10 protein-coding genes and 1 pseudogene are annotated in these 14,149 nt (G+C 75.8%); 4 read left to right on the top strand and 7 right to left on the bottom strand.

The annotated features are described in order from the left end of the window. Entirely contained in the window at window positions 1–714 is a 714-nt protein-coding gene (locus ACWIYF_RS27385) for a class I SAM-dependent methyltransferase (protein ID WP_448625984.1), read from the bottom strand. A 32-nt stretch (window positions 715–746) separates the two neighbouring features. Between ACWIYF_RS27385 and ACWIYF_RS27390 the strand changes: the two genes are divergently transcribed. Continuing rightward, complete coding sequence (locus ACWIYF_RS27390) at window positions 747–1,979, top strand: Nramp family divalent metal transporter (protein ID WP_448625985.1); 1,233 nt, start codon at window positions 747–749, stop codon at window positions 1,977–1,979. On the opposite strand, the gene ACWIYF_RS27395 is transcribed toward ACWIYF_RS27390, so the two are convergent. From ACWIYF_RS27395 to ACWIYF_RS27405, 3 genes and pseudogenes are all read right to left on the bottom strand, one after another. Continuing rightward, the gene (locus tag ACWIYF_RS27395) at window positions 1,936–2,775 is read right to left on the bottom strand and encodes a pentapeptide repeat-containing protein (protein ID WP_448625986.1); all 840 of its coding nucleotides are present in this window, start codon (window positions 2,773–2,775) and stop codon (window positions 1,936–1,938) included. The genes ACWIYF_RS27390 and ACWIYF_RS27395 overlap by 44 nt on opposite strands. Continuing rightward, complete coding sequence (locus ACWIYF_RS27400; RefSeq protein ID WP_448625987.1) at window positions 2,772–3,650, bottom strand: haloalkane dehalogenase; 879 nt, start codon at window positions 3,648–3,650, stop codon at window positions 2,772–2,774. The genes ACWIYF_RS27395 and ACWIYF_RS27400 overlap by 4 nt, the downstream gene beginning before the upstream one ends. Before the next feature lie 199 nt (window positions 3,651–3,849). Next, window positions 3,850–4,034 (bottom strand): annotated as a pseudogene (locus ACWIYF_RS27405) (mycothiol transferase); the annotation flags it as partial. A gap of 136 nt (window positions 4,035–4,170) precedes the next feature. Between ACWIYF_RS27405 and ACWIYF_RS27410 the strand changes: the two are divergent. Continuing rightward, on the top strand, window positions 4,171–4,923 hold the full coding sequence (locus tag ACWIYF_RS27410; RefSeq protein ID WP_448625988.1) for a MerR family transcriptional regulator: 753 nt from the start codon (window positions 4,171–4,173) through the stop codon (window positions 4,921–4,923). 44 nt (window positions 4,924–4,967) lie between these two features. Here the strand turns inward: ACWIYF_RS27410 and ACWIYF_RS27415 are convergent, their stop codons facing one another. Then, on the bottom strand, window positions 4,968–5,762 hold the full coding sequence (locus tag ACWIYF_RS27415; protein ID WP_448625989.1) for a methyltransferase domain-containing protein: 795 nt from the start codon (window positions 5,760–5,762) through the stop codon (window positions 4,968–4,970). Window positions 5,763–5,853: 91 nt separating this feature from the next. Next, window positions 5,854–7,365, bottom strand: a complete 1,512-nt coding sequence (locus ACWIYF_RS27420; protein WP_448625990.1) for a glycerol-3-phosphate dehydrogenase/oxidase — start codon at window positions 7,363–7,365, stop codon at window positions 5,854–5,856. Between the two features lie 15 nt (window positions 7,366–7,380). On the opposite strand from ACWIYF_RS27420, the gene ACWIYF_RS27425 reads away from it, so the two are divergent. Continuing rightward, the gene (locus ACWIYF_RS27425; protein ID WP_448625991.1) at window positions 7,381–9,018 is read left to right on the top strand and encodes an FAD-binding oxidoreductase; all 1,638 of its coding nucleotides are present in this window, start codon (window positions 7,381–7,383) and stop codon (window positions 9,016–9,018) included. Window positions 9,019–9,091: 73 nt separating this feature from the next. Here the strand turns inward: ACWIYF_RS27425 and ACWIYF_RS27430 are convergent, their stop codons facing one another. Beyond that, a complete protein-coding gene (locus ACWIYF_RS27430) occupies window positions 9,092–10,537 on the bottom strand; it encodes an FAD-binding oxidoreductase (RefSeq protein ID WP_448625992.1) in 1,446 nt (481 codons plus the stop codon). Between the two features lie 166 nt (window positions 10,538–10,703). Here ACWIYF_RS27430 and ACWIYF_RS27435 point away from each other — a divergent pair, with 166 nt between their 5' ends. Continuing rightward, window positions 10,704–14,105 carry a BTAD domain-containing putative transcriptional regulator gene (locus ACWIYF_RS27435; RefSeq protein ID WP_448625993.1) on the top strand — a complete coding sequence of 1,134 codons (3,402 nt, stop codon included), beginning with the start codon at window positions 10,704–10,706 and terminating at the stop codon, window positions 14,103–14,105. Window positions 14,106–14,149: the final 44 nt, after the last annotated feature.

A 14,149-nucleotide genomic window follows, 5' to 3' on the forward strand; every position in this document is an offset into this window, starting at 1 on the left:
TCACGCCGGGCGAGCGACCAGCACCCGGAAGAGGTTGTTCAGCCGGTAGCCGCCGTCGTCCGTGCGGTACGGCTCCATGCGCTCGAGCACGGCCGTGCGCATGGCTACCGGTCCGGCCCGCCGGCCGACCGTCCGCCCCAGCGCGGAGTCGAACAGCGGCCCGAGGAGCTCGTCCTCGTCGGCGTAGTCGAACGGGCAGACCACCTCGTCGAGCCGCTCGACGGCGAGGCCGGCCCGCTCGGCGAGCCGGCGCAGCCGCTCGGGGTCGGTGAGCGCCGGGCCGGAAGGCGGCCGCGGTCCCAGCCACGGGGCGAGCGCCTCCCCGAAGACGCGCACGTCGCACTCCTCCTCCCGCCCCCACACGGTCGCCGCCACCACCGGGGCGCGGCGCCCGGCGACGGCCAGCACCCCTACCGGGTCGGCCACGTGCATGAGCAGCTGCACCGCGGCGACGGCGTCGAACGGGCCGGCCGGCGGGTCCTCCGCACGCCCGACCGCGAACGACCCCTCGGGCACCTCCGCGGCGGCCTGCGCGACGGCCGTCGGGTCGACGTCGATCCCGGTCACCCGGGCGCCGCGGTCCGCCGCGGCGCGCGCGAACAGCCCGGCGCCGCAGCCCAGGTCGAGGAGCCGTGTTCCGGGCCCTACCGCGGTGGCGTCGAGAACGGCACCATGCAGGTTCACAACCCAGCCACGCGGGCCCTCCCCACTCACGGCCCCGACCCTAGGCGCCGGGAGGGCTGACCGTGCTCGAGAGGGAAGCGGCGATCCGGGCCGACCGCCGTCGGCGGCTGGCGTTGTTCGGCCCGGCGTTCGTCGCCGCGATCGCCTACGTCGACCCCGGCAACTTCGCGACCAACATCTCCGCCGGCGCGCAGTTCGGCTACCTGCTGCTCTGGGTGATCGTCTCGGCGAACCTCATGGCGATGTTCGTGCAGAGCCTGTCGGCGAAACTGGGCCTGGCCACCGGGCAGAGCCTGCCGGAGAACTGCCGGGCGCACTACCGCCGTCCGGTCGTCCTGGGGCTGTGGGCCCAGGCCGAGCTCGTGGCGATGGCCACCGACCTGGCAGAGATCGTCGGCGGCGCGATCGCGCTGCACCTGCTGTTCGGGGTGGACCTGTTCGTCGGCGGGCTGATCACCGGGGCGATGGCCTTCCTGCTGCTGGCCCTGCAGACCGACGGGGACCGGCGCTTCATCGGCGCGATCACCGCCTACTTCGGCATGATCGTCGCCGCGTTCCTGCTGCTGGTGCTGCGCGCGGACATCGACGCGGGCGGGGCGGCCGAAGGGCTGGTGCCCCGCTTCGACGGCGCGGAGAGCCTCCTGCTGGCCACGGCAATCCTCGGCGCCACGGTCATGCCGCACGCCATCTACCTGCACTCGGCGCTGGTCACCGAGACCATCCAGGCCCGTTCGACCCGGCAGAAACGGCAGGCGCTGCGGGCCCAGCGGATCGATGTCACGGTCGCGATGAGCCTGGCCGGGCTGGTCAACGCGGCGATGCTGCTCGTCGCGGCCGCGCTGCTCGTCGGCCGTGACTTCGGCGACACCGACACGCTGGAGGGCGCGTACGAGGGGTTCGGCGCGGTCCTCGACGAGTCGACGGCGCTGCTGTTCGCGCTGGGCCTGCTCGCGTCCGGCTTCGCCTCCGCGAGCGTCGGCACCTACGCCGGCCAGGTGATCATGCAGGGCTTCCTGCGCCGCCGGATCCCGCTGTTCGCCCGCCGGGCGCTGACCATGTTCCCGGCGCTGGCGATCCTGGCACTCGGCCTGGAGCCCACCAGGGCGCTGGTGATCTCGCAGGTGGTGCTGTCGTTCGGCATCCCGTTCGCGCTCGTGCCGCTGCTGCTGCTGACCCGGCGCCGGGACGTGATGGGCGAGCTGGTGAACCAGCGCCGCACCACGCTCCTCGCCACGGTCGTGGCGGGCCTGATCATCGCGCTGAACGTGCTGCTGCTGTTCCAGCTGCTGTTCTGAGCGCCCAGTGCAGGGGACGGCGCAGCGCCGCGGGCAGGCGGGTGGTCGCGTCGCCGCGGGCGGCGTCGAGCTGGGCCTGGGTGAGGAACAGCGCGCCGGTGAGATCGGCGCCCCGCAGGTCCGCGTCGCGCAGGTCGGCCCCGATGAGGTCGGCCGTGCGCAGGTCGGCACCGCGCAGGTCGGCCGCGATGAGGTAGGCGCCGCGCAGGTTCGCCCCGCGCAGGCCCGCGCCGCGCAGCCGCGCACCGATCAGGTCCGCCCCGCGGTGATCGGCGCCGGAGAGCCCCGCCCGCGCGAGCTCGCCGGCCCGCAGCAGCAGCGCGCTCACCTCGGCCCGGACGGTCGCGACGTCGCAGCGCTCGAGCTCGTCGGCGCTGCCTCGCGTGAGCGCGTCGACCTGCTCGTAGGCCGTGCGCAGTTCCACGTGCAACGTCCGGGCGGCGTCGAGCCGGAGCGCCTCCGCGAGGTACGTCAGCAGCTCGTGCAGCTGCCGCACGACCGGGAAGACGGCGAACATCCGCCGCGCCGTCCCCGGGTCACCGCGCCAGTCCCGGCCGCCGAAGGTGACCTGCGAGACCTTCTGCCCCGCGCCCTGGCAGTCGAAGACGGTGCACCCGGCGAAGCCGCGCTCGCGCAGCTGCCCGTGGATGCGGCAGCCGAAGTCCTCGCGCAGGTGGGTGCAGGGGGTGCCCGCGGGCTTGTCGACGGCGAAGTCGGCGGAGCGGGCGAACGGCAGGGCGACGCAGCAGAGCCCGAAGCAGCGCGCGCAGTCGGCGCGCAGGTCGGCGTCGGTCACCGCTCCAGTGTGCGCAGCCACTCCGCCAGGGCGCGGCCGATCGCGTGCGGCGAGTCCTCGGGGACGAAGTGCGCCCCCGGCACGCTCACCTCGGTGAGTCCCGGCCACTTGCGGACGACGGTGCGTGGCCGCCCGACCAGCAGGTAGCCCGGCTCGGCGTTGAGGAACAGCTTCGGGACGTCGCTGTGCGCCAGCCACTGCCCGTACCGGGCGACCACGTCGTGCACCCTCGGCGGGACGTTCTCGATCGGGATCTGCCGCGGCCACTCCAGGGTCGGCCAGCGGTCGGCGCGGTCGCGGAACGGCGCCCGGTAGCGCTCGTGCGCCTCGGGGGACAGGCCGCGGGCCACGGACGCCGGGAGGATCCGCTCGACGAAGACGTTCTCGTCCAGCACCCTGCGCTCGCCGTCCGGGCCGCGCATGGCCTGGAAGATCCTCCGGCCGGCCGCGGGCCAGTCGGCCCAGACGATCGGCGTGACGATCGCCTCCATGAAGGCGATGCCCCGCACGCGGTCTCGGTTGCGGCTGGCCCAGTGGAAGCCGAGCGCCGACCCCCAGTCGTGCAGGACGAGCGTGACCGGACCGGTCGGGACGACGGTGTCGAACCAGGCGTCGAGGTGGGCCGCGTGCGTGGCGAAGGAGTAGGTGCCCGGACCGGGGTCGGGCAGCTTGGCCGACTCGCCCATGCCGATCAGGTCCGGCGCCAGGCAGCGGCCGAGGTCGCACACGTGCGGGATGACGTTGCGCCACAGGTAGGACGACGTCGGGTTGCCGTGCAGGAAGACGATCGCGTCCCCCTCCCCCTCGTCGACGTAGGCCAGGTCCGCCGCGCGCCGGCGCTCGAACGGGTCCTCCGGGGAGACGTCGTCGTCCATGGTCGCGATCCTCTCCCGCGCGGCACCCTCAGGCGCGGCGGAAGGTGCGCGCCGCGGCCTCGACGCGGGCCCGGTGGGCCTCCCAGTCGGCGGCCGACCGCTCCGGGAGGTTCGCGTTGCCCGCACTCATGCCGGCGGCACCGTCGATCAGCTCCCGGACGATGTCGGCGTGACCGGCGTGCCGGGCGACCTCGACGCACAGGTGCCGACGATCTCCTCCCGGCTCTCCGCGGCGGTGGCCCACATGTCGGAGTCCGGCTCGGCGCCGTCGTCCCACGGGTACGCCCGGCCGCTGGGCCGGCCGAAGACCTCGCCGAGGTAGCCCAGCTGGACGTAGGCGACGTGCTTGACCAGGCCCAGCAGGTTCGTGCCGGTCGGCGTCATCGGCCGCCGGACGCCGTACTCGTCACAGCTCCTCCTTGGCGTCCACGCCGGCCAGCCTGGCCCACGTCCCGGGTAAATGCTTGACCCTGACGTCGCGTCAGGCCGCAGGCTCGTCGTCGTCAACGAGGAGGAACCCGTGAACGTGGGCGAGGTCGCGGCGCTGGCCGGCGTGACGGTGCGGACGCTGCACCACTACGACCGGATCGGGCTGCTCTCGCCGTCGGAGCGGACCGCGGCGGGCTACCGCCGCTACACGCCGTCCGACCTGGACCGGCTGCACCAGGTGCTGGTCTACCGCGAGCTCGGCTTCCCCCTCGAGGAGATCGCGACCCTGCTGGACGACCCCGACGCCGATCCCGTGGCGCACCTGCGCCGGCAGCTGGCGCTGCTGCGGGACCGGCTCGAGCGCACCCGGGCCATGGTCGCGGCCGTGGAGAAGGAGATGGAGGCACGCACGATGGGGATCTCCCTGACCCCCGAGGAGCGGTTCGAGGTCTTCGGCGAGAACGACCCGTCGCAGTACGAGGCCGAGGCCGAGGAGCGCTGGGGCGAGACCGACGCCTACAAGGAGTCCCGGCGCCGGACGTCGTCCTACACCAAGGACGACTGGCTGCGGATCAAGGCGGAGGGCGCCGACGTCGAGCGGCGCTTCGCCGAGGCGCTGCAGTCCGGCGTCGCGGCCGACTCGGAGCAGGCGATGGACGTCGCCGAGGAGCACCGGCAGCACATCAGCCGGTGGTTCTACGACTGCCCGCCCGAGATGCACGCCGGCCTGGGCCGGATGTACGTCGAGGACGAGCGGTTCACCGCGCACTACGAGCAGGTCGCGCCCGGCCTGGCGCAGTACGTGAGCACCGCAGTCCAGGCCAACGCCGCCCGCCAGGGCTGATGCGCAGGGGATCCGTCGCGGTGACCGCGACGGATCCCCTCCGCTCACACGCGGATGAGCAGTTCTCCGTGCGTCATCGACAGCCAGCCGTCGTCGGCGTCCCGCCACCGCCGCCAGGCGGCGGCGATCTGCTCGAGCTCGTCCGGGGTGGCCAGGCCGTAGGCGACGGCCTGCTCGGCGAAGGACGACGCGGTCACCCGCCCCGCCCAGGAGTTGCCCCACCACTCCCGCTCGGCCGGCGAGGCGTAGCACCAGGACGACGTCGTCGCGGTGACGTCGCGCAGGCCGGCCGCGTGCGCCCACGCGAGCAGCCTTCGGCCGGCGTCGGGCTCGGCGTCGTTGTGCCGCGCCACCCTGTGGTAGAGGTCCAGCCACCGGTCGAGGCCCTCGTCGTCCGGCCACCAGACGAAGGTGGCGTAGTCGACGTCCCGGACGGCGAGCAGCCCACCGGGCCGGCAGACCCGGGCCATCTCGCGCAGCGCGGCCACCGGATCGGTCAGGTGCTGCAGCACCTGGTGGGCGTGGACGACGTCGAACGAGTCGTCGGCCGCGTCGAGCGCGTACACGTCGCCGACGCAGAAGGTGACCGCGACGCCGCGGGCCCCGGCCAGGGCACGCGCCTCCTCCAGCGGCGCCGGGGAGACGTCGAGCCCGACCACCCGGCCGGGCGCCACCCGCGCGGCGAGGTCGACGGTGATCGTGCCGGGGCCGCAGCCGACGTCGAGAACGTCGAGGCCGGCCCGCAGGTGCGGGGCGAGATAGGCCGCGGAGTTCTCCACCGTCCGCCAACGGTGCGACTGCAGCACCGCGTCCGCGTGCCCGTGCGTGTAGGTGTCCACCCGGACAGCCTCCCGCACGGGGTCCACAGAGTGGAACCACTCTCCCGCTTGGTGGGATAACGGCCAAAGTGGCCACAATGGCCGCAGGTGGTCAGTTCTGCTCGGCCAGGATCCGTTCGGCCACCATCGCCGCCCGCGCCCGGTCGGCCGGGACCAGCCCGATCCGCGTCCGCCGATCGAGCAGGTCGGCCACCGTCCGCGCGCCCTCGGCACGGACGGCGAAGCGCAGCTCCCCCAGCGTCTCCGGTCGGCCCGCGATCACCGGCTCGGTGCCCAGCGCCTCGACCAGCGGCGCCTCCGTGCCGTAGCGGGCGACCAGCCGGGCGGGGGTGGCGATCCGGGGCAGCACGACCCGCGGCGCGGCGCCCACGAGCGGCAGCCGGGCGGTCGAGGAGCGCGCGGCGCCGCGGCCGAGGCGGGCGACGACCCGGTCGACCGCCTGCTCCGCCATGGCGCGGTAGGTGGTCAGCTTGCCGCCGACGACGGTGAGGACCGCTCCGTCCCACTCCAGCAGGTGCTTGCGGGAGAGGTCGGCGGTCGCGTCGCCCGGCCCCGTGCCGGCCGAGGCGGGCAGCACCAGCGGCCGCAGCCCGGCGTAGGCGCCCACCACATCCGCCCGCTTCAGCGGCGCCGCCAGCACCTGGTTCACCGTGTCCAGCAGCTGCGCCACCTCCGCGTCGGAGGGCTTCGGGTCGTCGTCCCCCGGCGGGCCGGCCACCGGCTCGTCGGTGATGCCCAGGTAGACCAGCCCGCCCGGCTGCGGGAGCGCGAAGACGTACCGGGAGCGGGACCCCGGCAGCGGCACGGTGAGCGCGGCCGACGGCGAGCCGAGCCGCTCGCCCGGCACCACGAGGTGCGAGCCGCGCGAGGGCACCAGCCGGATCCCCGGGGCGAGCCGCTGCGCCCACACCCCGGTCGCGTTCACGACCACCCGGGCCCGCACCGTGGTCGACACCCCGCCGGGCAGGGAGACGTGCACGTCGGCGCCGTCCACCCCGGTGACCTCAGCGCCGGTGAGCACGTGCGCGCCGTACGCGGCCGCGGTGCGCGCCAGCGCGACGACCAGCCGGGCGTCGTCGGCGAGCTGCCCGTCCCAGAAGACGACGCCGCCGCGGCCCGGCTGCAGCGCCGGCACCAGGCGGGCCGCCGCGGCCCGGGACACCCGCCGCGTCCCGGGGAGCGAACCCCGGCCGCCGGGGACCGAGAGGCGGATCGTGTCGGCGGCCCGCCCGCCGAGCTCGGCCAGCGCGCTGACCGACCGGCCGGCGACGTCGGGCACGAGGAACGGCAGCGGCCGGACCAGGTGCGGCGCGGTCGTCCCCATGAGCACGGCCCGCTCGCGGGCGCTCTCCCGCGCCAGCCCGAGCTCGCCGTGCGCCAGGTAGCGCAGCCCGCCGTGCACCAGCTTGGAGGACCACCGGCTGGTGCCCGCGGCCAGGTCGGTGCGCTCCAGCAGCGCCACGGACAGCCCGCGGAAGGCGGCGTCCAGGGCCACGCCCGCGCCGGTCACTCCCCCGCCGACGACGACCACGTCGACGCGACCGCCGGCGAGGACGTCGAGGTCACGGGCCCGCCGGGCAGGGCTCAGGGCTCCGGGCAGCACCGGCAGACTGTAGCGATGTCCGAGCAGCCGGAACTGACGATCCAGGGCTGGGGGCCCGCGCGGCCCGCCGCCGGGGAGACCGTGCCCAAGGCCGCGCGCCGGTACCTCACCCGCGAGCTGGGCTGGACACCGCGCGCGACGCCCCCGGTGCCGGTGGACGACATCGCGTTGGCGCCGTCCCGGCTGCCGGAGTCCGCGCACATCGTGCTGACCGGGCTGCTCGGCGAGGAGAACGTCCGCACCGACCGCGAGGCACGGCTGCGGCACGCCGGCGGGAAGAGCTACCTCGACCTGCTGCGCCGCCGCGCCGGCGACGCGCACGAGGCCCCGGACGCCGTCCTCACCCCGGGCAGCACCGAGCAGACCGCCGCGCTGCTGGCCGCGTGCAGCGCGCACGGCGTGGTCGTCGTCCCGTTCGGGGGCGGCACCAGCGTGGTCGGCGGCCTGGCCGGCACCGACCCCGACGACCGGCCCTGCGTCGCCGTCGACGTGTCCCGCATGGCGGCGGTGCACGCCGTCGACGTGCCGTCGTCCCTGGTCACCGTCGGCCCGGGGATGCGCGGCCCGGCCTTGGAGGCCGCGCTGGCCGAGCACGGGCTGACGCTGGGCCACCTGCCGCAGAGCTTCGAGTTCGCGACGCTCGGCGGCTACGCCGCGACCCGGTCGGCCGGGCAGCAGTCGACCGGGATCGGCCGCTTCGACGACCTGGTCGCCGGGGTCACGCTGGCGACGCCGCAGGGCGTGCTGGAGCTCGGCTCCCCGCCCGCGACCGCCGCCGGGCCCGACCTGCTCGGCCTCGCGGTGGGGTCCGAGGGCACCCTCGGGATCATCACCGCGCTGCGGCTCCGGGTCCGCCCGCGCGCCCGGACGACGCGCTACGAGGGCTGGTCGTTCCGCACGTGGGCCGCCGGGCTCGCCGGGCTGCAGCGCCTGGCGCGGCACGACCTGCTGCCCGACGTCGTCCGGCTCTCCGACCTCGACGAGACCCGGGCCAACCTGCTCATGGCCTCCGGGGCCGGCGCGCGGGCGCTGCGGGGCAGCCTCAAGGCGCGCGGCCGTGGCGACGGCTGCTTGCTCGTCGTCGGCTGGGAGGGGCTGCCGACGCTCGTGCGCGCCCGCCGGAAGGCGGCGGCGTCGGTGCTGCGCGAGGACGGCGCGGTCCGGCTCGGCACGCGGGTCGGCGAGTCGTGGCGGGCGCACCGCTTCGAGGGCCCGTACCTGCGCGACCGGCTGATGGACGGCGGCCTGCTGGTCGAGACCCTGGAGACGGCGGCCACCTGGACGGCGCTGCCGACGGTGTACGACGCCGTCCGCCGGGCGCTGCGGGACTCCCTCTCCCGGGACGGGCGCCGTCCCCTCGTGATGACCCACCTGTCGCACGGCTACCCGACCGGCGGCTCGCTCTACTTCACCGTGCTCGCCGACCGGGACGACGACCTGCCGATCCAGCAGTGGCTCGCGGCGAAGCGGGCGGCCACCGACGCGCTGCTCGCGGCCGGCGGCACGCTCACCCACCACCACGCGGTCGGCGCCGACCACCGGCCGTGGCTGGAGCGCGAGATCGGCCCGCTCGGGGTCGAGGTGCTGCGCGCGGTCAAGCAGCGCCTGGATCCGGCCGGCATCTGCAACCCCGGGGTCCTCCTCCCGGAGTGAAGCGGAGGGGATTCGTGCGCGTCACGCGCACGAATCCCCTCCGCGAGCGCCCGGGGTCACGGGGCAGGTGTGCTCAGATCGCGTGGCCGAAGGAGAAGACGCGGTCGGGGTCGACCGCCCGCTTGACGGCCAGCAGCCGCTCCGCGACGCCGGGCGGGTAGGCCGCGGCCACCTCCGCCGGCCCCTCGACCTCGCCGAGGAAGTTGATGACGCACCCGGGCGCCTTCCACGGCTCCAGCGCCCGAAGCACACCCTTGCCGAGCGCGGGCACGACCGCGGCCAGCTCCGGGATCGCCGGGCCGAGGGTCAGCACCTGGTAGGCGCCCTCGCGGCCGGCGACCGCGTTCGGGTGCTTCGGCTGGCGGGCCAGCGCGCCGCCGAGCAGCCGGATCTCGACCATGATCAGGGGGATGTCCAGCTGCGGACCGGCGGCGGCGAGCAGGGCGTCGACCGCCTCCGCGGGCAGCTCGGCCAGCTGCATGCCCTTCTCCCAGCCGGGCAACGGGTCGGTCGGGTCCATGTGGATGGCGTCGAGCTCGGTGGTCAGCAGCGGGTGGACGAAGCCCAGCACGATCTCGCCGCTGGCCCGCATCGGCTCGAGCAGCCGCTCGCCCTCTGCGGGGTCGTCGCCGGCGTAGGCGTAGCGCAGGTGGACGACGGTCTGCCCGCGCAGCGGCGGCGGCAGCTCCTCCAGCGGCGGTACCCGCAGGATCGCGATCGAGGTGCCGACCTCCTCCGGCAGCGTCGGCGCCCACTCCCGGAAGGCGTGCAGCACCGAGGCGGCGTCCTTGCCGGCGAAGAAGATCCCGCCGCCGAACACCGACCGGACCGGGACCAGCTGGATCTCGATCGCGGTGACCACGCCGAAGCTCCCCTTGCCGCCGCGGACGGCCCAGAACAGCTCGGGCTCCTCCTCGGGGCAGACGGTGCGCAGGGCGCCGTCGGCGGTGACGATCTCGACGGAGAGCACCGAGTCGGCGGCGAAGCCGAACTTGCGGCCGAGCGAGCCGAGCCCGCCGCCGAGGGTGTAGCCGACGACGCCGACGTCGGACGACGAGCCGCACAGGCCGGTCAGCCCGAACGGCGCGGCCGCCTCCAGGACCTTGATCCACTTCACCCCGGCCTCGACACGGGCGGTGCCGCGCATCCGGTCGATCGTGACGCCCTGCATGCGGCGGGTGGAGACCATCAGCGAGCCGGCCGCGTTGCGCACCGGGCCGTGCCCGGTGGCCTGGACGGCGACCTTGAGGCCGTGCGCGGTGGCCCACGAGACGGCGGCGGCGACGTCGGCGGCGCAGGTGGCCCCGACGGCGATCGCGGGGGTGTGGGTGACGGCGAGGTTCCAGGTCGCGACCTCGGCGGCCAGGCCGTCGTCGCCGGCGGCGTAGACGGGGCCGTGCACTCGGCTGCGCAGGTCGTCGACGTCGGCGGCCGGGATCGCCGGCGCCAGGCTGTCGAGGGCCTCGTCGTCGAGAACGAGGCCGGCGGGCTCGGTGGTGTCGAGCTCGTTGATGCTCATGTGGGGTTCTTCCCTCGGGGTCACGGTGGGAGCTGTTCGGGACGGCGCTCACGGTGGCGGGGGCCGCTTGACCCCCACTTGCAAGACTCTTGGAGGACCTCTTGCAAGCGCCGCTGATACCGGAAGGGCTCCCTTTTCCCTCCCCGTCCTGCGAAGATCCCGCGTCGTGCGTTACCGCGTCCTCGGCCCGCTGGAGGTCACGGGAACCGACGGGCGACCGGTCGACGTGGGGGGCGCCAAGCCCCGCGCACTGCTCACCCTGCTGCTCGCCGAGGCCAACCGGGTCGTCGGCGTCGACCGCATCGTCGCCGCGCTGTGGGGCGACGAGCCGCCGCCCACCGTGACCGGCACCTTGCAGGCCTACGTATCGCACCTGCGCCGGGTGCTCGAGCCGGAGCGCGGTCCGCGCGAGGCGCCCACCGTGCTCCTCACCCGGTCCCCCGGCTACCTGCTGCGCACCGATGCCGCAGACCTCGACACGCTCCGCTTCGCCGAGCTCGTGGACGAGGGCGACCGCGCCGTCCAGGGCGGGGACGCCACCCGCGGGGTCGGCCTGCTCGACCGCGCGATCGAGCTGTGGCGCGGGCAGCCGCTGGCCGAGCTCGGCGACGATCCCGCCGTCGGCACCGACCGGCTGCGGCTGGTCGAGCTGCACGTGCGCGCCCGCGAGCGGCGCTGCGACGCCCTGCTCGCCCTCGGCCGCGCCGACGAGGCGGTCACCGACCTGCAGCACCTGGTGGCCGAGAACCCGCTGCGCGAGCGGCTGTGGGCCCGGCTGGTCACCGCCCTCTACGCCGCCGACCGCCAGGCCGACGCGCTCGAGGCGGTCCGCCGGTGCACCGAGCTGCTGCGCGACGAGCTCGGCATCGACCCCGGCCCCGAGTTGCGCGACCTGGAGCAGGCGGTGCTGCGGCAGGACCCCAGGCTGCTCGATCGGCTGCCGCGGCCGAAGCTCACCGTCGCCCCCGCGCCGGCGCCCGCCCCGGCCGGAGCGACGATCGTCGGCCGCCGGCAGGAGCTGGACCGGCTGCGCGCGGTCGCCGAGCAGGTCGGCGCCGGGCGCGCCGCCGTCGTCGTCATCGAGGGCGAGGCGGGCATCGGCAAGACCCGGCTGGCCGAGACCGCGGCCGACGCGGCGCGCGCCGCCGGGTGGTCGGTCGCGTGGTCCCGGTGCGCGGACGACGCCGGCGCCCCGGCGCTGTGGCCGTGGACCCAGGCGCTGGAGCAGCTCGGCCAGGAGCAGCTGACGCTGGTCACCGAGGACGAGGCCGGCGGGGACGCCGACGCCGCCCGGTTCCGCCTGTTCCAGGACCTGCGCAGCCGGCTGACCGCGGCCGCGACCCGCCCGGTGCTCGTCGTCCTCGACGACCTGCAGGGCGCGGACACGACGTCGGTGCAGCTGCTCGGGCTGCTCGGCCGGCACCTGCCCCGCGTGCCACTGCTGCTGATGGTCACCGCGCGGACGACGGGCGAGGAGGTGCCGGAGCCGGTCGCGGACTGCCTGGCCCGGCTGGCCCGCGAGCCCGCCGCCACCTGCCTGCGGCTGGTCGGGCTCGGCGCGGACGACGTCGCGGCGCTGCTGGCCGCCCAGCTCGGCTCCTCGGGCGACCGCTCGTTGGCCTCGGCGGTGCACGACCGCACCGGCGGCAACCCGTTCTTCGTCGTCGAGCTCTCCCGCTGGATGCTGGGCTCGCACGACCTGCACCTCGACCGCGTGCCGGTGCCGCCGTCGATCGGCGAGGTGCTGCGCAAGCGGCTGGCCCGGCTGCCGGAGGGCACCCGCGCGGTCCTGCAGCTGGCCGCCGTCGCCGGCCGCGAGGTGCCGCTGGACCTGCTCGAGGCCGCCGGCAGCCCCGCCGAGGAGGCGCTCGCCGCGCTGGACCCCGCGGTCGCCGTCGGGCTGGTCGTCGAGGGGACGACGCCGTGGACCTGGCGGTTCACCCACGCCCTCGTGCAGGAGGTGCTCGTCGGCGACCTGTCGGCGCTGCAGCGGGCGCGGCTGCACGCCCGCCTCGGCGCGGCCCTGGAGCAGCGTGCCGCGGCCGGATCCCCCGACGCGTCGCTGCTGGAGCGCCTGGCGCACCACTTCGTCGAGGCGGTGCCGGTGGCCGGCCCCGGTCCCGCCCGGCGCTACTCGGCCGAGGCCGCGCAGGCGGCGCGCTCCCGCTGGGCGCACGGGGAGGCGGCCGAGCACACCCGGCGGGCGCTGCGGCTGCTCGACCCGAACGCCCCCGACGCGCTGCGCACCCGGCACCAACTGCTCACGCTGCTCGGCAACGACCTGCTGCGCAGCGGCCAGCGCACCGAGGCGCACGAGATCACCGGGCAGGCGATCGCGGCGGCCCGCGAGCTGGGCGACCGCCGGTGCCTGGCCGAGGCGGCCGCGATCTGGGGCAGCATCACCGTCTGGAACTGGCGGCCGCACGGCATGGTCGACGACGACATGGTCGCCGTCCTGGAGGACCTGCTCGAGCACCGCGACGAGCTCGCCGACACCGACGACGAGCGCGACCGGCTCGCCGCCCGCCTGCTCGGCACCCTGGGCGTGGAGCTGGCGTTCAGCTCTGACCTGCAGAAGGGTGTGCGGTACGCCGAGCGGGCGGTCGAGCTGGCGCGGCGGATCGGCGACCCCGAGCTGCTCGGCCGCACGCTGAACAACTACAGCCTCGGCGTATGGGGCCGCCCCGGCGCCGCCGAGCTGCGGCTGGCGGCCGCCGACGAGACCATCGCGCTGGCCGGTCGCGGGCTGCCGCGGCGCACCGAGTTCTTCGCCCGGCTGCACCGGGCCGCGATCCGGCTGCACCTGACCGACCTGCGCGGGTTCGAGGCCGACTCGGACGCCGCCCGCCGGCTGGCGATCTCGCTGTCCGGCCCCGAGGTGCGCCCGCACGTGCTGTGGCAGCAGGCCGGCGCGGCGTGGCTGCGCGGCGACGCCTGGCGGGCCGAGGAGCTCACCACCGAGGCCTACGAGCGGTACCGCCGGGTGACCCCGCACGCCCGGCACGCCTACGCCGCGCACCAGTTCACCCTGCGCCGCGGCGACTCCCGGCTGCCCGAGGCGATCGACCTGCTGGTCGAGACCGGCGACGAGGGCAACCCGCTGCTGCAGCTGATGGCGGTGCTCGCGGCGGCGGAGTCCGGCGACCTGGCCGAGGCGCGGCGGCTGCGCGCCCGCTGGGGGCGGACGCACATCCGCGACTGGGCCAGCGACGTCGCCGTCCTGCTGGAGGCCGAGGTCGCGCTGCACCTCGGCGACGAGCCGGAGCAGGAGTTGGCCGTCGTCCAGCTGCTGCCCTTCCGCGGGCGGCAGGCCGTCCTGGGGACGCCGTCGTTCTCGCTGGGCGCCTACGACGAGCTGCTCGGCCGGATCGCCGAGCACCACGGCGACACCGTGGCCGCCCGCGAGTGGTGGCTGGCCGCGCGGCAGCAGGGCCGGCTGGTCGGCTCGCCGCACCAGATCGCCCTGACCGAGTCACACCTGGCGCGGGTGCCCGCCGACACGGCGGTCCGTCCCAGCCGCACGCGCTCTACCACGCCGCCGGCCGATCCCGCGGCGGCTTCGGCCTGAGAGCCGCGGCCACGATCAGCTGAGCTGATCGTGGCGGCTCCTGG

Source organism: Geodermatophilus sp. URMC 64, assembly GCF_053502555.1.